At 70.8% G+C, this 24,065-nt stretch carries 21 protein-coding genes and 1 riboswitch; of the genes, 12 read left to right on the forward strand and 9 right to left on the reverse strand.

What is annotated here, in order from left to right:
- Positions 1 to 29: 29 nt before the first annotated feature.
- Positions 30 to 1,802 (forward strand): hypothetical protein, encoded by a 1,773-nt coding sequence (locus AB0C27_RS32875; protein ID WP_357851897.1) that lies wholly within the window; start codon positions 30 to 32, stop codon positions 1,800 to 1,802.
- A 655-nt stretch (positions 1,803 to 2,457) separates the two neighbouring features.
- Here the strand turns inward: AB0C27_RS32875 and AB0C27_RS32880 are convergent.
- The 3 genes from AB0C27_RS32880 to AB0C27_RS32890 all read right to left on the reverse strand — a co-directional run bounded on the left by AB0C27_RS32880 (position 2,458) and on the right by AB0C27_RS32890 (position 4,963).
- Positions 2,458 to 3,999: a PH domain-containing protein gene (locus AB0C27_RS32880; protein ID WP_357851900.1), complete on the reverse strand. Its 1,542-nt coding sequence runs from the start codon at positions 3,997 to 3,999 to the stop codon at positions 2,458 to 2,460.
- Positions 4,000 to 4,244: 245 nt separating this feature from the next.
- Positions 4,245 to 4,736, reverse strand: a complete 492-nt coding sequence (locus AB0C27_RS32885; protein ID WP_357851903.1) for a PH domain-containing protein — start codon at positions 4,734 to 4,736, stop codon at positions 4,245 to 4,247.
- On the reverse strand, positions 4,736 to 4,963 hold the full coding sequence (locus tag AB0C27_RS32890) for a hypothetical protein (protein WP_357851906.1): 228 nt from the start codon (positions 4,961 to 4,963) through the stop codon (positions 4,736 to 4,738). The genes AB0C27_RS32885 and AB0C27_RS32890 overlap by 1 nt, the downstream gene beginning before the upstream one ends.
- Positions 4,964 to 5,066: 103 nt before the next feature.
- Between AB0C27_RS32890 and AB0C27_RS32895 the strand changes: the two genes are divergently transcribed.
- Positions 5,067 to 6,320: a histidine kinase gene (locus AB0C27_RS32895; protein ID WP_357851909.1), complete on the forward strand. Its 1,254-nt coding sequence runs from the start codon at positions 5,067 to 5,069 to the stop codon at positions 6,318 to 6,320.
- On the forward strand, positions 6,317 to 7,000 hold the full coding sequence (locus tag AB0C27_RS32900) for a response regulator transcription factor (protein ID WP_357851912.1): 684 nt from the start codon (positions 6,317 to 6,319) through the stop codon (positions 6,998 to 7,000). The genes AB0C27_RS32895 and AB0C27_RS32900 overlap by 4 nt, the downstream gene beginning before the upstream one ends.
- Here AB0C27_RS32900 and AB0C27_RS32905 read toward each other — a convergent pair.
- Entirely contained in the window at positions 6,982 to 8,058 is a 1,077-nt protein-coding gene (locus AB0C27_RS32905) for a phosphotransferase family protein (RefSeq protein ID WP_357851915.1), read from the reverse strand. The two genes, AB0C27_RS32900 and AB0C27_RS32905, sit on opposite strands and share 19 nt — an antisense overlap.
- Positions 8,059 to 8,202: 144 nt before the next feature.
- Between AB0C27_RS32905 and AB0C27_RS32910 the strand changes: the two genes are divergently transcribed.
- The 6 genes from AB0C27_RS32910 to AB0C27_RS32935 all read left to right on the forward strand — a co-directional run bounded on the left by AB0C27_RS32910 (position 8,203) and on the right by AB0C27_RS32935 (position 15,646).
- Positions 8,203 to 9,525 (forward strand): NYN domain-containing protein, encoded by a 1,323-nt coding sequence (locus AB0C27_RS32910; RefSeq protein WP_357851918.1) that lies wholly within the window; start codon positions 8,203 to 8,205, stop codon positions 9,523 to 9,525.
- 83 nt (positions 9,526 to 9,608) lie between these two features.
- The gene (locus AB0C27_RS32915) at positions 9,609 to 10,583 is read left to right on the forward strand and encodes a C40 family peptidase (RefSeq protein ID WP_357851921.1); all 975 of its coding nucleotides are present in this window, start codon (positions 9,609 to 9,611) and stop codon (positions 10,581 to 10,583) included.
- 535 nt (positions 10,584 to 11,118) lie between these two features.
- Positions 11,119 to 11,284: riboswitch (cyclic di-AMP (ydaO/yuaA leader) on the forward strand.
- 73 nt (positions 11,285 to 11,357) lie between these two features.
- Positions 11,358 to 11,879 carry a C40 family peptidase gene (locus AB0C27_RS32920; protein WP_357851924.1) on the forward strand — a complete coding sequence of 174 codons (522 nt, stop codon included), beginning with the start codon at positions 11,358 to 11,360 and terminating at the stop codon, positions 11,877 to 11,879.
- 286 nt (positions 11,880 to 12,165) lie between these two features.
- Positions 12,166 to 13,065 (forward strand): hypothetical protein, encoded by a 900-nt coding sequence (locus AB0C27_RS32925; protein ID WP_357851927.1) that lies wholly within the window; start codon positions 12,166 to 12,168, stop codon positions 13,063 to 13,065.
- 11 nt (positions 13,066 to 13,076) lie between these two features.
- Complete coding sequence (locus AB0C27_RS32930) at positions 13,077 to 14,528, forward strand: M48 family metallopeptidase (protein ID WP_357851930.1); 1,452 nt, start codon at positions 13,077 to 13,079, stop codon at positions 14,526 to 14,528.
- Positions 14,525 to 15,646, forward strand: coding sequence for a glycosyltransferase family 4 protein (locus AB0C27_RS32935; RefSeq protein WP_357851933.1), 1,122 nt, complete (start codon positions 14,525 to 14,527; stop codon positions 15,644 to 15,646). The genes AB0C27_RS32930 and AB0C27_RS32935 overlap by 4 nt, the downstream gene beginning before the upstream one ends.
- A 6-nt stretch (positions 15,647 to 15,652) precedes the next feature.
- Here AB0C27_RS32935 and AB0C27_RS32940 read toward each other — a convergent pair whose 3' ends face one another.
- From AB0C27_RS32940 to AB0C27_RS32960, 5 genes are all read right to left on the reverse strand, one after another.
- Positions 15,653 to 16,570: a carbohydrate ABC transporter permease gene (locus tag AB0C27_RS32940; RefSeq protein WP_357851936.1), complete on the reverse strand. Its 918-nt coding sequence runs from the start codon at positions 16,568 to 16,570 to the stop codon at positions 15,653 to 15,655.
- Positions 16,567 to 17,439, reverse strand: coding sequence for a sugar ABC transporter permease (locus AB0C27_RS32945; RefSeq protein WP_357851939.1), 873 nt, complete (start codon positions 17,437 to 17,439; stop codon positions 16,567 to 16,569). The genes AB0C27_RS32940 and AB0C27_RS32945 overlap by 4 nt, the downstream gene beginning before the upstream one ends.
- A complete protein-coding gene (locus tag AB0C27_RS32950) occupies positions 17,439 to 18,725 on the reverse strand; it encodes an ABC transporter substrate-binding protein (RefSeq protein WP_357851941.1) in 1,287 nt (428 codons plus the stop codon). The genes AB0C27_RS32945 and AB0C27_RS32950 overlap by 1 nt, the downstream gene beginning before the upstream one ends.
- 287 nt (positions 18,726 to 19,012) lie before the next feature.
- Positions 19,013 to 19,474, reverse strand: coding sequence for a hypothetical protein (locus tag AB0C27_RS32955; protein ID WP_357851944.1), 462 nt, complete (start codon positions 19,472 to 19,474; stop codon positions 19,013 to 19,015).
- A 257-nt stretch (positions 19,475 to 19,731) separates the two neighbouring features.
- On the reverse strand, positions 19,732 to 21,480 hold the full coding sequence (locus AB0C27_RS32960) for an AMP-dependent synthetase/ligase (RefSeq protein ID WP_357851947.1): 1,749 nt from the start codon (positions 21,478 to 21,480) through the stop codon (positions 19,732 to 19,734).
- 127 nt (positions 21,481 to 21,607) lie between these two features.
- Between AB0C27_RS32960 and AB0C27_RS32965 the strand changes: the two genes are divergently transcribed.
- From AB0C27_RS32965 to AB0C27_RS32975, 3 genes are read left to right on the forward strand one after another with little or no spacing between them, the layout of a single operon-like run.
- Positions 21,608 to 22,375 carry a metallophosphoesterase gene (locus tag AB0C27_RS32965; protein WP_357851950.1) on the forward strand — a complete coding sequence of 256 codons (768 nt, stop codon included), beginning with the start codon at positions 21,608 to 21,610 and terminating at the stop codon, positions 22,373 to 22,375.
- 59 nt (positions 22,376 to 22,434) lie between these two features.
- Positions 22,435 to 22,872 (forward strand): SRPBCC family protein, encoded by a 438-nt coding sequence (locus tag AB0C27_RS32970; protein WP_346112605.1) that lies wholly within the window; start codon positions 22,435 to 22,437, stop codon positions 22,870 to 22,872.
- Between the two features lies 1 nt (position 22,873).
- Complete coding sequence (locus AB0C27_RS32975; protein ID WP_357851954.1) at positions 22,874 to 24,049, forward strand: ArsA family ATPase; 1,176 nt, start codon at positions 22,874 to 22,876, stop codon at positions 24,047 to 24,049.
- Positions 24,050 to 24,065 lie beyond the last annotated feature (16 nt).

Raw genomic sequence — 24,065 nt, forward strand, 5'->3', positions numbered from 1 at the left:
CGCAAGTCAGGGCAACCCCAGGAGTCCCCGTGAATCCCGGTAGCGAGTTCGAGCCGCCGACCACCCCCTACCAGCAGCCCGGCAGGCCGTCCCAGCCACCGAACACGCCCTACCAGACGCCCGGCGGGCAGCCGCCGTACTCAGGGGGACAGCCGCACTCGCCGTACCAGACCCCAGGGGGACAGCCGCAGGACGCGGCCTATCAGACGCCCGGCGGGTCGTACCCGCCGGGAGGGCAGTATCCGCCGCCCGGAGGGCAGTACCCGCAGCAGGCGGGGCAGTATCCGCCGCCGGGCTCGCCGTACCAGACGCCAGGCCATCCGTACGACGCCCCCGGCATGGCCCCGACCCTCCCCCCGACCGTGCCGCCCACGCCGGGCCCGCCACGGCGGGCGAGGCCCGTCTGGCTCATGCCCACGCTCGCCGCCGCCCTCGTCGTGCTGGTCGCCGCGGGAGGCGTGGGCGCCTACCTCCTCTACGGCAAGGTCACGGGCGCGAGCGCGCCCCCGACCGCCGCGCCGTCCTCACCCGCGGGAACGGCTCCCGCCGCGGCGGCACCCGACGTGTGCGCCATGCTGCCGCCGGACGAGGCCGACCGGCTGGTACCCGGCGCCACCGTGGCAAAGCGCTCCAGGGAGAGCGACTACACGATCGACTTCATCTGCAACTGGATCAACCAACGCATCTCGTACGGCGAGTACTGGCGCAGCAGGGAGATCGACGTCAGGATCGAGCAGCACAAGGGCGAGGGTGCCAAGACCGGCCGGGCGATGGCCCAGAACTCCTACGAGATCGAATACCGCGGCGGCAAGTTCGGCGCCACCGCCACCCCGTCACTCGACCCCGACGAGAAGCAGTACATCTCCCCGGTCAAGGACATCCCCGGCGTCGGCGACGACGCCTTCGCCCAGTACACCTGGCGCCGCGACGGCAAACTCCTCTGGTACGCCTACGGCACCGCCCACGCCCGCGTCGGCGACATGACGATCGAGGTCAAGTTCCAGGCCGGCCAGCAGCGCAAGGACTCCCAGATCCTGTCCAACGAGAGCACCCAGGCCGTCACCGAGGAGAACGCCATCCGCGAGGTGAGCGGCCTGGCCGGGCACTTCGCCAAGGGCGTGGCCGCCTGGCAGGCCCGCAATCCCGGCGTGCTGGCCAAGGCGGAGAAGTCGGCCGAGGCCACGGTCTCGCCGAGCGCCGAGCCGACCCCCTCGCCGACCGTGCTGGCCTCCTTCCCCGCCGACTGCGGCGCCGTGACGGAGACGGCCACGCGGCTCGTGCCCCAGCCGACCACCCGGGCGCGCGGCACCCAGGCCGGCGCCGACAACCAGACCGAGTGCCGCTGGCTCAACCTCGACGTGCCCGGCGGCGACGGCCAGAAGAAGATCCGCAGCGCGCTGATCACCGTCCATAGGTTCACGAACCGGGCGGGTGCGGTGGACGAGACCGCGGCCAAGTCGTACTACGCCAGCGGGTACGGCCGCGCCAAGACCACCGGGGGCTCCTCCCTGGGCAACATCAAGTGGGGCCCGCTGAGCGAGGCCGAGGGGCTGGGCGACCAGGCGTACCAGCAGTACGTGCAGACCAGGAACGGCGACGTCGCCGCGGCCAGCGGCTCGATCGTCATCCGCGAGGGCGCGGTGGTGGTCCGGGTCGACTACTCCGGCCACCAGCGGCCCGAGGGGGAGGCGACCAACTCGCCCAAGGTCGAGCTCATGCCGGAGAAGGAGGCCATGCCGGGCGCGCTCACCCTGGCCAAGGCCTACCTACAGGCCCTGGCCGACCATCCCGCGGGCGACTAGCCGCGCCGCCGGTCAACTCGGGCGGTCCCCTCGGACGGGGAGAGCAGACTGGCTCATCAGGCGGTGCGTCGCGGAGACGTTCCACGCGGATGCCGCGCAGCAGCAGCTCCGACACCAGCGCCGCCGCCGGCAGGCCGACCCAGCAGGGCGGCGCCCACGACCGCCGCGACCAGCGCTGCCGCGCGGCAGCGGCGGGCCGAACAGCGTCCGGCCAGACCAGCGAGTACGCGCGCCGGTCGTCGCGTCGGCCGCTCTTGGCCTGATCGTACGGCCGCCGGCGCGGCAGGTGAGGGCGCGGCAGGTGAGGGCGCGGCAGGCCAGCGCCGCTCCAGTCGACACGGGCTGGATCATCTCCCTGACTGGAGACATGCGTCAACGGTTAATGAGGCTGCAACCCGGTTGCAAGCGGGACAAATACCGTTATATCTGCAAGCACTTGAGCCGCGCGATGACGTTTGTCCAGTACAGGGGCATGGGCAAGCCATGGGGATCGCGCGGCTCCCACTATCGCCCGGATCCTGGCCGGGCTTTCCTCGGTCCCGGTCCGGTGATCACCGGACCGGGACCGGCGATCACCGGCTCAGGAGCGCGATCATCGGTTGAGGAACAGCGATCACCGGCTCAGGAACAACGATCACGGGTTGAGGAACGGCGATCACCGGTTGAGGAACGGCGCGAGCAACCCCGGCACCGCCCGATCGGCCAGGTCGAGCCCGTCGCCGCGGCCCACGTCCACCACCTCGTAGTGACCCTTGCCCGCCGCCGTCGTGGCGCGCACGGTCACCAGCCCGGCCCGCCGCTGGAAGTACGACTCGGTGATCGTCCAGCCCGCGATGCCCCGGCGTTCCAGCGCGACCGTCCGCCTGGCCACGGCGCCTCGCCTGACGACCAGATGCCGGGAGCTCAGCGCGTGTCCCAGGCTCGTGGCGCCCGCCACCGCCAGCCACAGCCCGTACGCCAGCACCATCACGGGCACCATCACGGGCACCACCACGGGCAGCACCCAGCCCCAGCCGTCCAGCCAGTCCTTGGCCGATGCCGCCCAAGCGGCCGTTCCCAGAGTCGCGACCGACGCCAGAGCCGTCAGTAGCGCCGTCATCAGGGCCGTCACCACCACCGCCCTGACGATCCGCCTGTGCCGCGCGGCCGGCGGGTGCGGCGTCAGCGCGGGCAGCCCCGCGCCGGCGACCAGGGCGGCGATCCGCCAGGCCAGGGCGCGGGGGAGCGGCGGGGTGAGCGCGGCGGCGTCCTCGTTCTCGTCGCCTTTCGACGTGCCCAGCCCGGTGGCGACGGTCCTGACCCTGGCCCCGCCGCCCAGCCGAAGCAGGAGCGGCTCGCCGATCTCCACCCCGCGCAGCCTGCGTTCCTCCAGGGTGAGGGAGCGGGTGGTCAGCAGGCCGCGCCGGACCCGGAGCCGGCCAGGCTCGCGTTCGAGGCGGTAGCGGCCCCACGACTCGGCGAACAGCAGGACCGCGCCCAGCGTCCCGGCGAGCAGGTTGGCCGCCAGCAGCACGGGCACCGCGAGCAGCGGCAGCGTCACCACCCAGTCCCACACGCCGGCCGCCACCCTGCCGGTGACCTTCTTCAGCCCGAACGCGTCGAGCGCCTTGTACAGCGCGCCGAGCACCGCCGCCGCGCCGGTGAAGGTCCACACCGACAGCGGCGCGTACCTGATCCACGACCAGCGCAGCTCCGCCAGCGGCCCGTCCGCCCGCTCGGCCGGCTCGCCCTGGTGCAGCAGGACACGGCGCAGGGCCTCGGCCTCGCGCCTGCCGAGAGGGTCGAGGACGAGTTCGGTGTCGTCGCCCGCCTGCTCGCCCGTGCCGACCCTGACCACGGTCAGGCCGAACGCCCTGCGTACGGGGTCGGCCCGCAGGTCGACGCTGCGCACCCGGTCGCGCGGGACCGAGCGGTGCCGCCGGGTGGTGATGCCGGAGCGCAGTTCCAGGCGCTCGGGGGTGAGCCGCCAGCGGGCCGCGCGCAGCCGGAGCACGTCGTACGCGGCCACGCCGGCGACGATCAGCACCGCCGCGCCCGCGCAGACCGCCACGATCCCCCAGAACGGCCAGTCCCGGCCGGTCAGGAACCGCAGGATCCCGGCCGCCGCGCCTGCCACGAGGGCCAGCGACTTCACCCCCGACGCCCACGGACTCCGCCCCGCCAGCCGCCGCCACTCACCCCCTCCAAGCTCAGCCACACCCCCGACTTCGGTCACGCGGCCGGCTTGGGTCACGTCCCCGGGATCTGCCGCGCCATTCGATTCCGGCGCGCCATCCAATTCGGCCGCGCCGCCCGCTTCCGCAGTGCCGCTGACCTCGGCAGCGCCGCCGGCCGCTGCCGTGAGACCCGCGTCGGCGTCGGTCGTGAACCCGATGCCGGCCCCCGCGGTGGGTCCGGCTTCATGGCCCGGAGAGCGGGCGGTCGTGGTGTGCCGGTGGGTGGTCACGTCGCGTCCCCTTGCGTGGCGTGGGTGAGCGCGGTCAGGCGTTCGGCCAGGTCGGCGGCCACCTCGTGGTCCAGCGCCTCGATCTTGACCGCCCCCGCCGACGACGCCGTCGTCACCGTCACGTCCGCCAGCCCGAACAACCGCTGGACCGGCCCCCTCGCGGTGTCCACCCGCTGGATGCGCGACATCGGCGCGACCCGCCAGGTGTGCGTCAGCCAGCCCTTGCGCGTGTAGACCGCCTGGTCGGTGACCTCCCACCGCTCCACCCGGTACGCCGCCCGCGGCGCCACCACGGCCAGCAGCAGGCAGCCCGCCGCGAACACCGCGGCCATGACCCCCAGCCAGAGCGGCCGCTCCGTCAGGAACCAGTACGCCACCACGGCCGCCCCCGCCACCGGCACCATGAGGATCAGCCACTGCACCGTCCACCACCCCACCGCCCGCGGATCGGCCCGGTGCCGCGGCGGCCGCAACGTGGTCGCGCTCATCATCCCTCCTCCTCCGCCCGCTTCGCGGACGCTCTGACGGCGAGCAGCACGAAGCCGAGCACGCCGAGCACGATGGAGACGAACACCTCATATCCCCGCAGCACGGGAAGGAGGTTGACCACGAGCAGGTCGCGCGCCCACCACCACCAGCCCAGCAGCGAGTTGATCAGGCCGCCTGCCCCTTGGAGGAGCAGCAGCCAGCCGATTGCCGTCAATGCCGCTTGCATGCCGTCAGTCTCATCGCGCCGGCACCGTCCCCGCGTCCGCCGGAGGTCTGCGCGGACACCGACTTTGGTCGCTGTCGCCGCGCCCGGACAGGCCGTAACCTCGATGAACGTGACGCGACCGCTGGAAGACGGCCTCCGCGCCCCCGAATACCGGTGGGCGCTGCCGTCGGTGCTGCTCGGCGACGGCAGCACGGGCGAGCGGGTGCGGCGCTCGACCCGTGACTGGATCGTCGACACCGCCATGTTCCTGTTCGCCTGCGCCCTGACCTTCTACTCCCTGGTGGAGCTCGACGCCCAGGACCAGCCGAACGCGCTGATGGCGGCCGAGCAGGTGACGGGCGCGCTGTCGTGCGTGTCGGTGTGGCTGCGGCGCAGGTGGCCGGTCGCGCTCGCGGTGGTGAGCGCCCTGCTCTCGTCCTATCTGGAGCTGGCCGGCGGTGCCGCGGTGGTGGCGCTGTTCACGGTGGCGGTGCACCGGCCGTTCAAGGTGTCGGGGCCGATCACCCTGTTCAACCTGCTCACCCTGGCCCCCTACGTCGCCCTGCGGCCGCCCACCGACGTGGAGAAGGGCTGGGCGGCGGCGTTCGGCGTGGCGGCCGTGCTGGCCATCTTCGCCTGGGGCGTCGTGGTCAGGGCCAGGCGCCAGCTCGTCTGGTCGCTCAGGCAGCGCGCCGACGGCGCCGCCGAGGAGGCCAAGCGGCTGGAGCGCGAGCGCATCGCCAGGGAGATGCATGACGTGCTGGCCCACCGCATCTCGATGCTCAGCCTGCACGCGGGCGCGCTGGAGTTCCGGCCCGACGCGCCCGCGGCCGAGATCGCCAGGGCGGCCGGGGCCATCAGGACCAACGCCCACCTGGCGCTGCAGGACCTGCGCGAGGTGATCGGCGTGCTGCGCCACTCCGCCCCCGACGGCGACGACGTGGTGCCCGACCGGCCGCAGCCCACGCTCGCCGACCTGCCCTCGCTGGTCGAGGAGTGCCGCCACGCGGGCATGGACGTCCGGCTCGACCTGCGGGTCTCCGGCGCGCCCGAGGGGCTCGGCCGTAATCTCTACCGCATCGTGCAGGAGGCGCTCACCAACGCGCGCAAGCACGCCGGCGGGGCGCCGGTGCGCGTCGCCGTGACGGGCGAGCCGGGCAAGGAGCTGTCGGTGGAGGTGAGCAACCCCTTGTGGGCACGCCAGTCCGCGCGCTTTCCCGGCCGCATCCCGGGCGCGGGGGCCGGGCTGATCGGGCTGACCGAGCGGGCCGAGCTCGCGGGCGGCCGGCTTGAGCACGGCGCGACGCCGCAGGGGGAGTTCGTGGTACGCGCCTGGCTGCCGTGGCCGGTGGAGACGACTCGGGAGGACGACACATGAGCACGCCCGCTGGAGAGCAGGCCGGCGCGCCGCCCGTCAGGGTGCTGATCGTGGACGACGACGCGATGGTGCGCGCCGGGCTGTCGATGATCCTCGGCGGCGTGGCCGACATCGAGATCGTCGCGGAGGCCGGTGACGGCTCCGAGGTGCCGCCCCTGGTGGCCGAGCACCGGCCCGACGTGGTGCTGATGGACATCCGCATGCCCGGCATCGATGGGCTCACCGCCACCGAGACGCTGCGCCGCAGGGCCGCGCCGCCCGAGGTGGTGGTGCTGACCACGTTCCACGCCGACGCCCAGGTGCTGCGGGCGCTGCGCGCGGGGGCGGCCGGGTTCCTGCTGAAGGACATCGCGCCGGGCGACCTGGTGCAGGCGATCAGGAAGGTGGCCTCGGGCGAGCCGATCCTGTCGCCGGCTGTGACCAGGCAGCTCATCACCCACGTGTCCGACGGCGGCGCCGACGAGCGCGCCCAGCGCTCCAGGAAGCTGCTCGACCGGCTGAGCGAGCGGGAGCGCGAGGTCGCCATGGCCGTCGGTCAGGGCAGGTCCAACGCCGAGATCGGGCGTGAGCTGTTCATGAGCGTGCCCACGGTCAAGGCGCACGTCTCGCGGATCCTGACCAAGCTGGAGCTCAACAACCGGGTCCAGGTGGCGCTGCTCGTCTACGACGCGGGTTCGTAGCCGGCCAGCAGCTCCTCGATGGTGGCCCGGTGCAACACCATGTCGTCGGGGTCGTCCGGCCTGGTCTGCTCGCCGAAGTGGATCCTGCGCTGCCAGATCCTGGCCATGACGATGCCGTGGCGCAGGGCGGCGTACAGCTCGTAGAAGTGCAGGTGGCGCGGCTCGTGCCCGGTCAGGTTCGCATAGGTGCGGCAGACGTCTTCCGCGCGCATGAAGTCCGGCATGCCGGGCAGGCCGGCACCGGCGGTGAGGTCCTGGAAGAAGCGGTGTAAGAAGATCATCCAGGACAGGTCCAGCTCGCACGGCCCCACGGCGGCCATCTCCCAGTCGAACACGGCGACCGGCGTGAAGTCCTGGAACATCAGGTTGCCGATCCTGGCGTCCCCCCAGAGCAGCACGTCGGGGCCGGGATCGTCCGGCCAGAGCCGCTCCAGCCGGTCGAACGCCCGCTCCAGCAGCGGGATGCGGTACGCGCCGTGCGCCCATTCGTAGTAGGCGCGCTGCGCGTCGACGTGCGCGCGCAGCCCGGGAGCGCCGAACGGGGCCAGCTCGGCCGGCGTGAACGCGGTCCGGTGCAGCGCGGCCAGCACGGCCACACTGCCGTCCTGCAACCGGCGCCGGTCCTCGGCGGAGGCGTCGTACAGCCAGCCGCCGAACGTGTACGGCATCACGTCCGCCGGCACCTCGCCGTCGGCCCGCTCCATGACGATGAACGGTGTGCCGAGCGGCCCTGGGTCCGGCTCGAACCATAGGGTGCGCGGCGCTGGGATCCCAGCTTTTTCCCTGGCCAGGCGCATGATGGCGAATTGGGACTCCAGGTCGTACGAGGGGAAGACGGGAACGGCTTCCCGAGCAGGTGCGAGCCTGGCCACGCAGCGTGTGGCGTGCCCGTTCCAGGTGGCGGTGAAGAACAGTGTCTCGCTCGACATGCCGTTCTCCGACGGCCTGGACATCTCGGACACCGTGGCGCTGTCGCCGACCTTGGACCGGAGCCACACGGTGGCGCGCCGGCGCAGTTCTTCCAGGTCACGGGTGGAGGTGCGCATCTGCTCCGTCACGACGGGCCTCCCGGATGGACATCTGCCCTTCGACAGTCGTATACCGCCTAGCAAGCGCTTGTCCATATAGGAGTGGTCGTTACGGTCAGGTACGCAACAGCCGTACCCTTGTCTGAAAGGGCATGTCACGAAGGGACAAGTGGGATGAGTTCAGCGGGTGAAGGCCTGTCTCGCCCGCTTCCCGAGCAGGTGCGGCTCAACGTGGTCGATCTGGCCTCTCAGGTCCTCGGGACGATGCCCGCTGCCTCCGTGCCGCCGCCCCTGCGCGGCATCGCCAAGTTCGAGTCCCGCAAACGGGCCAAACTCGGCAGCGCGCCCATCGCGGCGCAGCTGGAGAACGACAAGAAGTTCCGCGAGCTGGTCGCCGAGTCGGTGGCCGCAGGCTGGCCCGAGCTGGTCGCCTCGCTGGCCGAGGGCAACGTGCCGCCCGCCGCCGATCCCGTGCTCGTGGCCGCGGCGGCCTATCTCACCCGGCCGCCCGGCTGGGAGGAGATGATCGAGACCGCCCGCGCCGACCTGGAGCGCTCCGCCGTCGCGGCCGAGGGCTCGGAGCGCGAGGAGGTGGTGGCCCGGCTGCGCGAGCAGCTGGCCACGCAGAAGACCGCCGCCAAGGAGGAGGCCGACCGGCTGCGCGAGCAGATCAGGGCGGCCCGCGCCGAGAACTCCGACCTGCGCCGCAAGCTGCACGACGCCCGCGAGCGGGCGAAGGGCGCGGTGCGGCGCGCCGAGGAGATGGAGCAGGCCGCCGAGGAGGCCAGGCACGCCGCCAGCGCCGCGGGCAGCGCGGGCGAGTCCGAGCTGCGCCGGCTGCGCGAGCGGCTGGCCGACGTGGAGAAACAGCTCGAAGCCTCGCGCCGGGCCGCCCGCGAGGGCAGGAGCATCGAGGACGCCCGCGTACGCGTGCTGCTCGACGCGCTGCAGGACGCCTCGGCCGGGCTGCGCCGCGAGCTGGCCCTGCCCACCACGATCAGCCGGCCCGCCGACTCGGTCGCGGCGGTCACCGGCGAGCGCCCCGGCGTGCGCGGCGTCCCCGCGCGGGCCCTGGCCGACGACGACCCGCAGCTGCTCGACCAGCTGCTCGCCCTGCCCCAGGTGCACCTGATCATCGACGGCTACAACGTCACCAAGACCGGCTACGGCACCCTCACCCTCGCCGACCAGCGCAACCGGCTCATGACCGGGCTCGGCGGGCTGGTGGCGCAGACCAGGGTCGAGGTGACCGTGGTCTTCGACGGGGCCGAGCTCAACGCCCCCGTGCAGGTGGTGGCCCCTCGCGGCGTACGGGTGCTGTTCAGCGCCCCCGGGGAGATCGCCGACGACCTCATCCGCCAGCTCGTCCGCGCCGAACCGCCGGGCCGGGCCATCGCCGTGGTGTCGTCGGACCGCGAGGTCGCCGAGTCCGTCCGGCGGATGGGAGCCAGACCCGTTCCGTCGGGTTTGCTGCTGCGCAGGCTCGGTCGCGCCTAAGTTACGAAATGGCGGTTTAGTCGAACCACACCCGCCACTTCTGTACTATTTCGCCCCAGATATAATCCCTGGGAGGCGACAAAGTGAGGTTTGGCCGGGTGCCGGTGGCCACGGGTCTCGCGTTCGGGCTGATGCTGATCCCCATGGGGGCGGCCACAGCTGACCCCAAACCCACGCTCGCGCAGGCGAAGGCCAAGCTCGACAAGCTCAACGACAAGGCCGACAAGGTCGTCGACCGCTACAACACGGCGACCGAGCGCTACAAGAAGGCCAAGTCCACGTACGGCGAGCTCAACGCGAGCTACAAGCGCAAGCTGGCCACGGTCGCGGACCTGCGGGCCGAGGTCGTCGGCATGGCGGTCTCCAGCTACCAGGCCGGCAACGACGTCACCTCGTGGCCCGGCATCTTCGGCGCGCCCAACCCGCAGGACATGCTCGCCGGGCTGGCCCTGGCCGGGCAGGTCTCGCAGGAGAAGGCCGAGAAGCTGGCGGCCTTCGACCGGGAGAACCGGGGCCTGAAGGTCGAGCGGGGCAAGGCGCAGAAGGCGCTGCAGGACGCCGACAAGGAGCGCGACGGCGTCGAGAAGGAACGCGCGGAGATCCTCAAGCTGATCAAGGATCAGAAGAAGCTGCTGGAGAAGCTGGGGGCCTACAACCCGGGCAACCCCAACAGCGTGGGCCTGAAGTACACCGGCCCCGCCTCCGGCAGCGCGGCGGCGGTGCTGCGGTTCGCGTTCGCACAGGTGGGCAAGCCGTACCGGTTCGGTGCCACGGGGCCGAGCTCGTACGACTGCTCGGGGCTGACCCAGGCGGCCTGGCGGGCGGCCGGGGTCTCGCTGCCCCGTACGACGTGGCAGCAGTGGGCGTGGGGAGCCAACCGCAAGGTGGACCTCAAGTCGCTGCAGCCCGGTGACCTCATCTTCAGCGCGGGGCTCGGGCACGTCAGCATCTACGCGGGCAACGGGCAGATCGTGCACGCGCCGCAGACGGGTGACGTCGTCAAGGTGGTCAAGCTCTCGTCGTACGGCAGCACGCTGGTGGGGGCCGTGCGTCCGTAGCGCCGGTTTCCGATCCCGCCGTCCGGCCGCTCTCGGCCGGCGGCGGGATTTTTTCTGCCTCATCCTACTATGGATCATCGTTCGTGAGACGGAGTCGCGTTCTGGAATGCCTTGTGGCCTGTGTTGATGCCTACGGCCGCCGCCGTACATATCCGGAAATCTGCCGTGACTCTCCCTTAAGGCGGGCACAAGCCTCGGGAGCGCTCCCAGGTCCCGAACGCGTGATTTAAACGGGAAATCTGTGACATAAGCGACAACTTGGACCTGACAATCTTGGGCCCGCTCAAGTGTGAGCAGGGTCACATTTCCATAACATAACCTGGTGTTCCAGCAGGGGTTTCGAACCTGACAAAGTCCTCTGTCTGATCTTTACAGCCGGGCTCACGCTTTGCCGATCCTTGAACTTTCGGCGTAGCTTCTGGCGTCGTCGCGGTGCACAAGCCATGGCCCCGCGAACCCGCATCGGTCCCCTCTCGATGTGCGACAGATAGAAATCCGCCGGTCGTTCCCCGATATCCCCATGTCATTTCATCGGGGCTTCGACCTGCCCAATCCGTGCAGCCAGGAGGCACGGAGCCGGGGACCCAGCGATCCCACGTTTCCCCAGGGATCAGGGGTGAATCGGCGCGCTTATCGCGCCGTAGGGCGACTTCCAGGCCCGAATCCGTCAGCTAACCCGGTAGGCGTTCGTGGAAGACACAAGGAGAAATCCTGTCCAGCTCCCTGCATAACCCCCGTCTGTCCCGCCTTGCCCTGAGTGGCGTAGCGCTCACCATGACCGTGACGGCCGGAGGTTCCATCCTCCTTGCCCCAACGGCTCAGGCGGAGACGACGAGCGAATCGACCGTCACGACGGTGAAGGCGGAAACCACCGCCAAGACCTCGAAGAAGGTCACGGCCGCCCAGCGAAGGGCAGCCAAGGTCGCTCGGCAGCAAACGAAGGCCCGCAAGGCCGTCGCCGTGGCCAAGAACCAGATCGGTGACCCGTACCGATACGGAGCCACAGGACCTGGTTCGTTTGACTGCTCCGGTCTCGTCCAGTTCGCCTGGAAGAGAGCCGGAGTGAAGCTCCCGCGGGTGGCGAGCAGCCAGTTCGCCCGCATCAGGAACAAGATCTCCTGGCGGCGGTTGAAGCCCGGTGATCTCATGTTCTTCAACGGGCTCGGCCACGTCGGCATGTACGTCGGCAAGGGCAAGATGATCCACTCGCCTCGGACAGGCGAACGGGTGCGCATCGACAAGCTGGGCGGTTGGCGCCGGTCGTCATTCGTCGGCGCGGTCCGTCCCGGCATGTGAAGAAGCCCCGCCCGGATCCACGGAAAGCCTTCCCGGATCCGGACGGGGCTCTCGCACGTCCAAGGCGCCTCTCACACGTCCAGGGCCGCCCCCGGCCCGTCCCCGGCCCTCACGGCGCACCTACGGCCACCCGCGAGGCACGCCAGGGCACGTTCAGGATCCCCATGGCACGTCCGTGTCACCCTGTGGGGCCGGGCGGCCGGAACGGCGGTGTGGACCGGCCCGCGTGGGCGGCGGCGGATCGGCCGGGATGAAGTCCGTGCGGGTCCGGCTACGATCGGGCTTCGTGTCCGAGCAGGTGAGCCGACGAGCCGTGGTGGCCTGCCTGCTGCTCATCGCCTCCGGCGGCGCGCCGCTCCACGACTCCCCGATCCTTCCCCCGGAGGCGCGCGACCTCTGGCCGGGCCGCGGCACGGTGATCCGCCGCGGACGGCTCTCCACGGTCGTGGGCCCCGGCGACGGCAGCGGTGGCGGCAGCGGCGGTGAAGACGCCCGCGGCGCTGCAGGCGACGACAAGGGCGGCGGCAAGGACGGCGACGGCAGCGGTGGCGACGGGCTGGAGGAGCTGGCGGCGAGGGCCGACAGGGCCGGGCTCAGGGTCGCCCGGGTGCTCGGCCGGCCGGTGCGCCCGCTGGTGATCGTGCCGGACTCCGCCCGGGACGCCGCCCGCCTGGCGCGGGTGGCCCGGGTCGACGGGCTGGCCGCGCTGGCCGACGGCGGGCGCGTGATCGTCGTTCCCGAGCTCTTCGCCACCCTCACCCCCACCGGCAAGGACGTGGTACTCGCCCACGAGCTTACCCACGTCACAGCGGGCACCGACGGGCTCCCGATCTGGCTGTACGAAGGATTCGCCGACTACGTGGGCTACCGCGACGCCGGGCTGCCCGTGACGACCATCGCCGCCGAACTGGTCGCCGAGGTACGCGCGGGACGCCTGCCGGACGCGCTGCCCGGCCCCGCGGACTTCGCGGCGGACGGCCGGGACCCGGCGCGGCCGGCGCGTGCGTACCAGGAGGCGTGGCTGGCGTGTCGCTTCCTCGCCGACCGGTTCGGCGAGGAGACCCTGGTGAGGCTCTACCGCGCGGCCAGGACGACCGGCGCCGACCGGGCGCTCGCCGCGCGGGGACTCACGGCCGCCACACTGACGGCACGGTGGCGCGCGTACGTGCGGGATCAGCTCGGGTGAAGGGGAGCCAGATGAGCGAACGGCAGGACACGGAGGACTCACCGAGGCAGGACGAGCCCCCGGACGGCACCACGACGGCGGTGACCGCCACGAACCCACCCGGCCCCGGCGACACCACCCCCGCCCCGGAACCCGCCCCAGGGCCCACCCCAGGGTCTGGAGAGACGCGTGACAGGCCGGACGGAGGGGAGGAGGGAGCTGTGGGGGAGCGGGAGCCGGATTCCGACAGCGGCCTCAGGCGGCCGGCGGCGATCACGCTCGTGCTGCTCGGCCTCGCCGTCCTGGCCGTGGCCGTGTTCAGCACGCCGTGGCAGGCGCTGATCGGCGGCCCGCCGGACCCGTCCCGCGACTTCACCGCCGCCCAGATCGCGAAGGCGCGCGCGTTCGACGCGGCCACCAGCCTGCCCGCCTACCTCTCGCTCGCCCTCACGCTCGTCTTCGCCGGCCTCCTCGTCGCCACCCCGTTCGGCGCGAAGGTGACAGGGCGGCTGAAAGGCCCGTGGTGGCTGCGGGTGATCCTCGGCGTCGTGCTGATCACCGCGATCACCGAGCTGGTCAGGTGGCCGCTGGGCGTCTGGTACGAGACGATCCTGCGCGACTACGGCCTGTCGGTCCAGAACTGGTCGAGCTGGGCGGGGGACCGGCTGAAGAGCATGGGCGTGGAGGCGTTCCTGCTCTGCGTGATGCTGCTGGCCCTGATGGCGCTGGCCCGCAGGGTCAGGCGCTGGTGGATCCCGGCGGCGGCGGGCGCGTTCGCGCTGACGGTGGCGGCGTCGTTCGTCTATCCGGTGGTGTTCGAGCCGATCTTCAACGACTTCACCCCGATGCGGCCGGGCCCGCTCCGCACCGAGCTGCTTGAGCTGGCCGAGCGCGACCGGGTGCCGGTCGAGGACGTGCTGGTGGCCGACGCCTCGCGCAGGACGACGGCGCTCAACGCGTACGTGTCCGGCTTCGGCGCCACCCGGCGCATCGTCGTCTACGACACGCTGCTGCGGGCGCCCGAGCGCGAGGTCGCGCTGGTCGTCGCGCATGAGCTCGGCCACGCCAAGCACGACGACGTGCTGCACGGCACGCTTCTCGGCGCGCTCGGGTCGGGGCTGGGCGTGATCGTGCTGTTCCTGCTGTTCGGCACGGTACGGCGGCGCACCGGCGTCACCTCGATCACCGACCCCCGCGCGGCCGGCGCGCTCATGGGCCTGATCACCCTCGGCTCGGTGCTCCTCGGCCCCGCCCAGAACCTGATCAGCCGGCACGTCGAGGCCAGGGCCGACACCCACGCGCTCGACCTCACGCGGGACCCGGCCACGTTCGTGGCCATGCAGAAACGCCTCGCATTGACCAATATTTCCGACTTGTCGCCGGATGCGGTGGAATATGTGCTCTATGCCTCCCATCCCTCCGCCCCCCAGCGCATCGCGCTGGCCCGCGCCTGGGCCGAGCTGAACGGCGTCCCGCGACCGTGACCCACCCCGCGAGCGGCCGGCCGCACAGCGTGCTCTTCGTCACGAACGACTTCCCGCCCAGGCCGGGCGGCATCCAGTCGTTCGTGCACGGGCTGGCGCTGCGTACGCGGGACGCGGTGGTCTACGCCCCCGCCTGGCCGGGCTGCGCGGAGTTCGACCGGCGCCAGCCGTACCAGGTGGTCCGGCATCCGACGCGGCTGATGCTGCCCACGCCGGCCGTCGCCCGCACGGCGGCCGGGCTCGTGGCCGAGCACGGCGCGCGGACCGTCGTGTTCGGGGCGGCGGCCCCGCTCGGGCTGCTCGCCCCCCGCCTGCGCGCGGCCGGCGCGCGGCGCGTGGTGATGCTCACCCACGGCCACGAGGCGTCGTGGGCGAGCGCGCCGGGCTTCCGCTCGGTGCTGCGCAGGATCGGCGCGCACGCCGACGTCGTGACCTACCTCGGCGACTACACCCGCGAACGGCTGATCGCCGCCGTTCCGGAGGCCAAGCTCGTCCGGCTCGCGCCCGGCGTGGACGTCGAGCAGTTCCACCCCGGCGCGGCCCCGCCCGGTCTGCGGGCCGCGCTCGGCCTGGCCGGCCGGCCCGTGGTCGTGTGCGTGTCGCGCCTGGTGCCGCGCAAGGGCCAGGATCAGCTCATCAGGGCCTGGCCCCACGTGCTGCGCTCGGTGCCGGACGCGGTGCTGCTGCTCGTGGGCGGTGGCCCGTACCGGCGGACGCTGGAGCGCCTGGCGGCCGGGCGGGAGTCGATCAGGTTCACCGGCACGGTTCCGGCGGCGAGCCTGCCCGGCTACTACGCGGTGGCGGACGTGTTCGCGATGCCGTGCCGTACCCGGCTGAAAGGGGTGGACGTGGAGGGGCTCGGGATCGTGTTCCTGGAGGCGTCCGCGAGCGGGCTGCCTGTGGTGGCGGGCGCGTCCGGCGGCGCGCCGGACGCGGTGCGGCCCGGCGACACCGGGCTCGTGGTCGACGGCGAGAACACGGGAGAGGTGGCCCAGGCCGTCGTGGAGCTGCTGAGCGACCCCGCCAAGGCCCGCAAGCTGGGCCGGGGCGGGCGCGACTGGATCACCCGCGAGTGGGCCTGGGACCAGGTGGCCGCCCGCTTCCATGCTTTGCTCTAGCCCCCTCTAACCCTTCGTCGAGCCCAGCGTCAGCCCCGCCACGAACTGCTTGTGCAGCAACTGGAAGACGATCAGCGTCGGCAGCGCCACCAGCATCGACCCGGCGGCCAGCAGGTTGTAGTCGGTGAAGAACTGGCCGCGCAGGTTGTTCAGCGCAGAGGTGACGGGCAGCTTGTCGCCCGACGACATCAGCACCAGCGCCCACAGGAAGTCGTTGTACATCCAGGTGAACTGCAGCGTCGACAGCGCCGCCAGCACCGGCCGGCACAGCGGCAGCGTCAGCCGCCAGTACCGCTTCCACACCCCGGCCCCGTCCACCAGCGCCGCCTCGGTGATCTCCTCGGGGATCGTGCGCATGAAGTTCGCCATCACGAACACGCAGAAGCCGAACTGGAAGGCCACGTGGATGAGGATCAACCCCAGGTAGGAGTCGTAGAGCGACTGCGAGTCCGACAGCCATCCGGGCAGCGGGACGAGCGTGTAGAACGTGTACAGCGGGGTGATGAGCACCTGCGGCGGCAGCAGGTTGCCCGCGGTGAAGACGATCAGCAGGACCTTGCGCCCCGGCACGCGCAGCCGGGCGATCGCGAACGCCGTGAACGAGGCCAGGAAGAGCGTCACCACCACGCCGGGCACCACGATGATCAGCGTGTTCAGGTAGTAGCGCGGCAGCTCGGCCTGCGTCCACGCCTGTACGTAGTAGTCGAGCGTGAGGTGTTCCGGCATCGAGACGTAGCCGAGCCTGGCGGTCTCCTCGTACGGCCGTACCGACGCGTACACGGCGAGCGCCAGCGGCAGCAGCCATCCCAGCGCCACCAGCCCCAGGAAGACGTGCAGCAGGACCCGCAGCGGCCGGACCGGACGCCGCGGCGCGGCGGGCCCCTCCTGGGCCGGGGGAGCGGCGGCGGGGGCGGTGAGCGTCATCGCTCCTCCCTGAACAGCTGCGACAGGTACGTGACGATGAACCCGATCGAGATCGCCAGCAGGATCACCGCGATCGCCGAGCCGAACCCGATCCTGCTGGCCTCGCCCACGATGTTCTCCGTGACGAGCACCGACAGCAGCTCAAGCCCGTTCCTGCCCTTGTTGATGGCGTAGACGACGTCGAACGCCCGTAGCGCCTCGATCACCGTGATGACCAGCACGATCACGTTCACCGGCCGCAGCGTCGGGAACACCACCCGGAAGAACGCCTGCCGCTCGCTGGCCCCGTCGATCGCCGCCGCCTCCTTCAGCGCCGGATCGACCGCCTTCAGCCCCGCCAGATAGATGATCATGACGTAGCCCACGTGCCGCCAGGCGGCCGCGACCATGACCACCCAGATGTTGATGGAACTGTCGCCCAGCCAGTCCACGCTCAGCCCGGTCACCGCGTTCAGCACGCCGTAGTCGGAGGAGTAGACGAGCTGCGCGATGAAGCCGACCACGGCCAGCGACAGCACGACCGGCATGTAGAGCGCGCTCTGGTAGAACCGCGACAGCCGCAGCCGCCGATCCAGCAGCACCGCGCAGAACAGCCCGAACGGCGTCGCGACCAGCCCCAGGAAGCCCAGCCACAGCACGTTGTTGCGGACCGCCGACCAGAACGGCGGATACTCGGCCGACAGGTCGTGGTAGTTGCGGCCGCCGACCCACTCGATCGGCCCGATGCCGTTCCAGTCGGTGCCGGAGAGCCCGACGGAGGCCAGCGTGGGCCCCCAGATGAGGCCCACGTTGACGACGATGGCCACCCCCAGCCCGATGACCAGGACGGTCACGTCGCGGGCGGAGTAGCGACGGGTCTTGACGGCCATCAGCGGAAGATGTTCGCCTTCTGCTTCTCGATGCTCGTCAGCAAAGAGTCGATCTCGTTCGGCTCGCCGACGAACGACTGCAGCGACGGGATCATCACCGTGGAGGCGAAGTCGGGCCGCGTGTCACGGTCGAGGAACTGCGCGATGTGCGTGGCCTTCGACACCAGCTCCGCGCCGCGCTTCTGCAGGGCGCTGTAGCCGGAGGTGTCGGCCTTCGAGCTGGCCGCCAGCGTGCCGGGGTCGAGCCCGGTGGCGATGTTCTGCGAGGCGGGCTGGGCGAAGTGCTTGAGCAGCGCCTTGGCGCCCTCGACGTTCTTGGCCTTGGCGGAGATCATGTAGCCGTCGATGGGGGCGTCGATCGAGTCGGTCCCGTACGCCGGGTTGATCTCGGGGAAGGTGAAGAAGTCGAGGTCGTCGCGGTCGGCCTCGGGGAACTGCTGGGCGACGAACATCCCGAGCAGGTACATCCCGGTCTTCTTCTGCGCCAGCGACTGCCCGGCCTCCTGCCACGTACGGCCCAGCGCCGCCGGCTGGTGGAACTCCATCAGCCCCCGCCAGGTGTCGAACACCTGCCTGACCCGCGGATCCGTCCACGACTCCTTGCCGGCCATGAGCGAGACGTGGAAGTCGTAGCCGTTGGTGCGCAGGTTGAGGATGTCGAACGTGCCCATCGCCGGCCAGCCGTCCTTGTCGGCGAACGCGATCGGGATGAGCCCGTCGGCCCGCATCTTCCTGGCCAGCGCGGTGAACTCGTCGAGCGTGGCGGGCGGCGTGTAGCCCTTCTCCTGCCACACGCTCTTGCGGTAGAAGACGGCCCACGGATAGTACGTGAACGGGATGAAGTACTGCTTGCCGTCGACCCCGGTCGACTGGTCCTTGAACGCCTGCGTGTAGTTGCCGCCGATCTCCTGCCACACGTCCGAGATGTCGGTGGCCAGCCCCTGCTCGGCGAAGAACTGCATGCGGTAGCCGGCGAACCAGGTGAAGACGTCTTCCGGCGTGCCGCGCAGGTAGCGGTTGATGTTCTCCTGGAAGGTGTTGTGGTCGACCGTGTTGATCCTGGTCGTGGCCTGGGTGAAGCCCTTGATCACGGTGTCGAGGCTCTTCTTCGGGATCTCGTCGGAGGCGTTCGAGCCGATCGTGACCGTGCCCAGATCGCCGCCCGTCCGTCCGGGGGCGGGAGCGGGGGCGTCCGAGCCGCACCCGACCAGTAAGGCGGGCACGCCGAACGTGGCGGCGGCCCCGAGCAGGAGATCGCGGCGGGTGATCGGCGAACGTTGGGCCATGATGGTTCCTCCTTGCCGGACCCTTCAGATTCCCCCGAGTTCCCTCACCTTCTTTCATCAGAAATCGAACATTTCCCACTGTCAACGCACGGTTTCGGAACGAATGCCCGAGAGCGGTGCTGTCGGACTCGGGTCACGAAGACGGGCGGGCCCTGTCGGAACCTGTTGAGATCCGGCCGCCTCGCCGCTCACCCTCCCGGCCGGCCGGCGCCTCCTGAGGCATGCGAAGAGGGCGGGCCGCGTACGTGGCCCGCCCTCTTCGTAACCTCGCGGCTACATCCTCACGGTCAGTTGACGTCGAGCTTGCGCTGGATGGCGATGAGGATGTTCATCATCTCCAGCTGGCCCTTCTGCAGGCTGGAGATCTGTCCGTCGACCTTGTCGAACCCCGCGTCGACCTTGGTCTCGAGCTGGTCGAACTTGGTCTCGAGGCTCCCGACCCTGACACCGAGCTGGTCGAACTTGGTCTCGAGGCTCCCGACCCTGACACCGAGCTGATCGACCGCGGTCTCGAGGCTCCCGACCTTGACACCGAGCTGATCGACCGCGGTCTCGAGACGCCCGACCCTGGCATCGAGCTTCTGGACCGTTCCATTCAGGTTCTTGACCTGGTTGGAGACGCCGTTGATGCGGCGGGTGAGGTCTTCGCCCATCATGATCTGGTCGGTGCGGGTCTGGACGAACTCGTTGTGAATCTTGGTGGCGAACTTGACGCCGAGTTCCTCGATGTTGTCTTCCTTGATACTCACGATTGAATCCTCTACCTTTGTAGGTAGGGACCGGGGATTCAGTACATCTCCGGTCCCGTGCTTTTCTTTGCCACGAGGATACACCGGAAATCGGCGCCGGAAGGGGGGAATCGAATGGAGATTCCCCTGTTCGGAAGGTGTAAAGCGGACCCAATTCGGAAGAATCCGCTTTTGTTGTGGCGGCTTATTCGTGAGGGAATTTCAGATTTTATCCGCGCCCATGCCCGCAAATGGGACGCTGGGTTTTTCTTGGGGACCTAGCGCCCCTCGTACAACCTGTCGATCTCGCCGGAGAAGTCCCGCATCACCACGTTGCGCTTCACCTTGAGCGTCGGCGTCAGATGCCCGCTCTCCTCCGTGATGTCCGCGTCCAGGATCACGAACTTCTTGATCTGCTCGGCCTTGGACACCATCAGGTTGGCCCGGTCCACGGCCCCCTGGATCTCGGCCTGGACCTGAGGGTCCGTCCGCAGCCCCGCCACGGTGGAGCCGGTCGGCACGGCCTCGGGGTCGAGCGTGATCAGGGCCGCGACGAACGGCCGCCCGTCACCCACGATCATGGCCTGGGAGATCAGCGGATGCGCGCGCAGCGCGTCCTCGAGCGGGCCCGGCGCCACGTTCTTGCCCGCCGCCGTCACCAGGATCTCCTTCTTGCGCCCGGTGATCCGCAGGTAGCCGTCGGCGTCGAGCTCCCCCAGGTCGCCCGTGTGGAACCAGCCCTCGGAGTCGATCACGTCGTCGGTGGCGGCGTCGTTGTGCCAGTAGCCGGAGAAGACGTTGCGGCCCTTGGCCAGGATCTCCCCGTCGTCGCCGATGCGCAGCGTGACGCCGGGCAGCGGCTTGCCCACGGTGCCGATCTTGTTGGCGCCGGGCATGTTGACCGAGACGGGAGCCGAGGTCTCGGTCAGGCCGTACCCCTCGAAGACCTCGATGCCGACGCCCTTGAAGAAGTGGCCGAGCCGTTCGCCCAGCGCGGAGCCGCCGGACACCGCCGCCGAGAGCCGGCCGCCGGTGGCCGCGCGCAGCTTGGAGTAGACCAGCCTGTCGAAGACCGCCCGCTGAACCCGCAGCCCGAGCGGCGCGCCACCCGCGCTCTCCGCCTTGCTCCAGGCCACCGCCACGTCCACCGCGCGGGCGAAGATCTTGCCCTTGCCGCCGGAGATGGCCTTCTGCTCGGCGCTGTTGTAGACCTTCTCGAACACGCGCGGCACGCCCAGCAGGAACGTCGGCTTGAAGTCCTGGAGGTCGGGGGCGACGTTCTTCATGTTGGGCGTGTGCGCGATGATCGCGCCCGCCTCGAACAGCACCACCTGGATCATGCGGGCGAAGATGTGGGCCAGGGGCAGGAACAGCAGCGCCGCCGGGTCCTTCCTGGCGAACAGCGGCTCCAGCGGCCCGCGCAGCACGTTGAGCGCGGTGAACAGCAGGTTGTCGTGGGTGATCCGGCAGCCCTTGGGCCGGCCCGTGGTGCCGGAGGTGTAGACGATCGTGGCCAGGTCGGACGAGGTGACCTGCCGCCTGCGCTCGTCGAGATCGGCGTCGGTGACGGCACCGGTCTCCAGCTCGGCGTCCACCCGCCACACCGACTTCAGCCCTGGCGCGGCCTCCTTGACGGTCTCCTCGTGCGCGTCCAGCTCGACGAACGCCGCCTTGGCCTCGCTGTCCTCCAGGATCCATCTGACCTGCTCGACGGAGGAGGTCTCGTAGATCGGCACGGTCACCGCGCCGGCGGCCCAGATGGCGTAGTCGACCAGCGTCCACTCGTAGCGCGTACGCGACATGAGCGCGACCCTGTCACCGTGGCCGATGCCCGCCGCGATCAGCCCCTTGGCCACCGCGGCCACCTGGTCGCGGAACTCGGCGGCTGTGACGACGGGCCAGCCGTCGCCGACCTTGCGGCGCATCACCACGGCGCCCGGCTCCTGCTCCGCCCGGCGGAAGACGGTGTCGGCCAGACCCGCGGACGCAGGCACGTCGACCAGGACGGGGACGCTGTACTCGCGCACGAACTCAACTCCTCTTCGGGGACGGCCTGGACGTTACCGGCTGAAGTTACGCACCGGTAGCTCCGTCATTGAGGCGTTATGAAGGCCATTTCTCACGCTAGCAGCAGCGGCTCTTAGGATTTCCCTCATGAGGGTCCATGTCGTCAGCGACGTCCACGGCAGAGCCGACGCACTGGCCAGGGCGGGTGACGGGGCGGACGCGCTGATCTGCCTGGGCGACCTGATCCTGTTCATCGACTACGACGACCACGCGCAGGGCATCTTCGCCGACCTGTTCGGCGCCGAGAACGCCGAGCGGTTCATCGCCCTGCGCACGGCCAAGCGCTTCGACGAGGCCAGGGACATGTCGGCGCGGCTGTGGGCGACGCTCGACGGCGATCCGCGCGAGCACATCGAGCGCAACGTCCGCACCCAGTACGCCACCCTCTTCGCCGCCATGCCCACCCCCGCCTACCTCACCTACGGCAACGTGGACATCCCGCGCCTGTGGTCCGACTACCTCAGGCCCGGCCACCGGGTGCTCGACGGCGAGGTGGCGGAGATCGGCGGCCTGCGGTTCGGGTTCGTGGGCGGCGGGCTCAAGACGCCCTACCGCACGCCGTACGAGATCGGCGACGAGGAGTACGCCGCCAAGGTCGAGGCCGTCGGCGAGGTGGACGTGCTGTGCTGCCACATCCCGCCGGCCCTGCCCGAGCTGCTCTACGACGTGGTGGCCAGGAGGTTCGAGCGCGGCAGCGAGGCGACGCTGGAGGCGATCAGGCGCACCCAGCCGCGCTACGCCCTGTTCGGCCACGTGCACAACCCCCTGCACCCACGCGCCAGGATCGGGCGCACCGAGTGCGTGAACGTGGGTCACTTCCGCGGAAAGGGCATCCCGTATGCCATGGAATGGTGATCTGGCCGCCACCTCCACGGGTCCGCCGCGACCGGTGGTTTGTGCACTACGGTGTTCGCATGGCTGATCGCACCACTTCGAGCACCACCATCGGCGCCGGCCGCGCCGAGGTCATGGCGGTCATCGCGGACTTCCCCTCCTACCCGCAGTGGGCGGGGCAGGTGAAGAGCGCGGAGGTCCTCACCCGCGACGAGGACGGCCGGCCGCGCACGGTCCGCTTCGCGCTGGACGCCGGCCCGATCAGCGACTCCTACACCCTCGCCTACGCCTGGCAGGGCGACGAGGGCGTCAGCTGGCAGGTGGCGGAGCCGGGGAAGATGGTCTCCGAGCTCAAGGGAAGTTACCGGCTGGCCGGCGCGGGCAGTGACACCGAGGTGACATACGAGCTGACGGTCGATCTCAGCGTCCCCATGATCGGCCTGATCAAGCGCAAGGCGGAGAAAGTGATCGTGGACACCGCGCTCAAGGGCCTCAAGAAGCGCGTCGAAGGCCGCTGACTTGAGCCCGCGCGTCCTGCTCTTCACCGGTAAGGGCGGCGTCGGCAAGACGACGGCCGCCGCCGCGACCGCCACGCTCGCGGCCCGCCGCGGCCTCAAGACGCTCATCGTCTCCACCGACACCGCCCACTCGCTGGCCGACGCGCTCGCGGTCGAGCCGGGCGAGATCGCGCCCGGCCTGCATCTGCACCAGGTGGACACGCAGAAGACGCTGGAGCGCCACTGGGGCGAGCTGCGCGACTACGCCAGAGGCGTACTGGGCGAGCTGGGCCTCGACGAGATCACCTCGGAGGAGATCACCGTCCTGCCCGGCGCCGAGGAGGTCATCGCCCTGCTGGAGCTGCGCGAGCACGCCCGCGAGGGCCGCTGGGACGTGATCGTGGTCGACTGCGCGCCCACCGCCGAGACGCTGCGGCTGCTGGCCCTGCCCGAGGCGCTCGACTGGCACGTCTCCAGGCTCATGCCGGTCGGGCGCAAGGTCCTGCGGCTGGTCTCGCCGTTCGTGCGCAGCGTGGCCCACGTGAGCGCGCCCGGCGAGGACGTCGTCAACGCGGGCGAGCGCTTCCACCGCGGCCTCATGGAGGTGCGCGAGCTGCTGACCGGCGACCACGCCTCCGTCCGGCTCGTGCTCACCCCCGAGGCCGTGGTGCTCGCCGAGGCCAGGCGCACCCTGACCTCGCTCAGCCTGTACGGCTACCGCGTCGACGCCGTCGTCGCCAACCGGGTCTTCCCGGCCGGAGGCGCCGACGAGTGGCGCGCCCAGTGGGTGGCGGCGCAGTCGCGCCTGCTGTCCGAGGCGGAGCAGTCGTTCGCGCCGCTGCCCATCCACGTGGTGCCCTACCTGCCCGCCGAGCCCGTGGGCAAGGACGCGCTGGCCGAGGTCGGGGCCGCGATGTACGGCGACGCCGACCCGTTCGCCCCCCACTCCGTCGAGCCGCCGCTGCGGATGAGCGCGGACGAGCTGTCGCTGGCCCTGCCGGGCGCCGGTCGCGAGGACGTCGACCTGGCCCGCAAGGGCGACGAGCTCATCGTCACCGCGGGCCCGTACCGCAGGATCCTGGCGCTGCCCGCGGCGCTGGCCCGCAGGAAGATCAGCGGCGCCGCGCTGCGCGACGGGGTGCTCCGCGTGACCTGGTCCGCGCAGCCGTACGACTCCGGGAGCGAATCCGCGACCTGATGAGTTGAATGGATGA

This window comes from Nonomuraea sp. NPDC048882, assembly GCF_040649755.1.
GTDB lineage: Bacteria > Actinomycetota > Actinomycetes > Streptosporangiales > Streptosporangiaceae > Nonomuraea > Nonomuraea maheshkhaliensis.

Coding starts and splice junctions, on each gene's coding strand:
- AB0C27_RS32965 (WP_357851950.1), top strand. CDS start 21,608: ATGAGGGTCCATGTCGTCAGCGACGTCCACGGCAGAGCCGACGCACTG.
- AB0C27_RS32950 (WP_357851941.1), bottom strand. CDS start 18,725: ATGGCCCAACGTTCGCCGATCACCCGCCGCGATCTCCTGCTCGGGGCC.
- AB0C27_RS32970 (WP_346112605.1), top strand. CDS start 22,435: ATGGCTGATCGCACCACTTCGAGCACCACCATCGGCGCCGGCCGCGCC.
- AB0C27_RS32945 (WP_357851939.1), bottom strand. CDS start 17,439: ATGGCCGTCAAGACCCGTCGCTACTCCGCCCGCGACGTGACCGTCCTG.
- AB0C27_RS32940 (WP_357851936.1), bottom strand. CDS start 16,570: ATGACGCTCACCGCCCCCGCCGCCGCTCCCCCGGCCCAGGAGGGGCCC.
- AB0C27_RS32885 (WP_357851903.1), bottom strand. CDS start 4,736: ATGAGCGCGACCACGTTGCGGCCGCCGCGGCACCGGGCCGATCCGCGG.
- AB0C27_RS32930 (WP_357851930.1), top strand. CDS start 13,077: ATGAGCGAACGGCAGGACACGGAGGACTCACCGAGGCAGGACGAGCCC.
- AB0C27_RS32900 (WP_357851912.1), top strand. CDS start 6,317: ATGAGCACGCCCGCTGGAGAGCAGGCCGGCGCGCCGCCCGTCAGGGTG.
- AB0C27_RS32920 (WP_357851924.1), top strand. CDS start 11,358: ATGACCGTGACGGCCGGAGGTTCCATCCTCCTTGCCCCAACGGCTCAG.
- AB0C27_RS32910 (WP_357851918.1), top strand. CDS start 8,203: ATGAGTTCAGCGGGTGAAGGCCTGTCTCGCCCGCTTCCCGAGCAGGTG.
- AB0C27_RS32895 (WP_357851909.1), top strand. CDS start 5,067: ATGAACGTGACGCGACCGCTGGAAGACGGCCTCCGCGCCCCCGAATAC.
- AB0C27_RS32890 (WP_357851906.1), bottom strand. CDS start 4,963: ATGCAAGCGGCATTGACGGCAATCGGCTGGCTGCTGCTCCTCCAAGGG.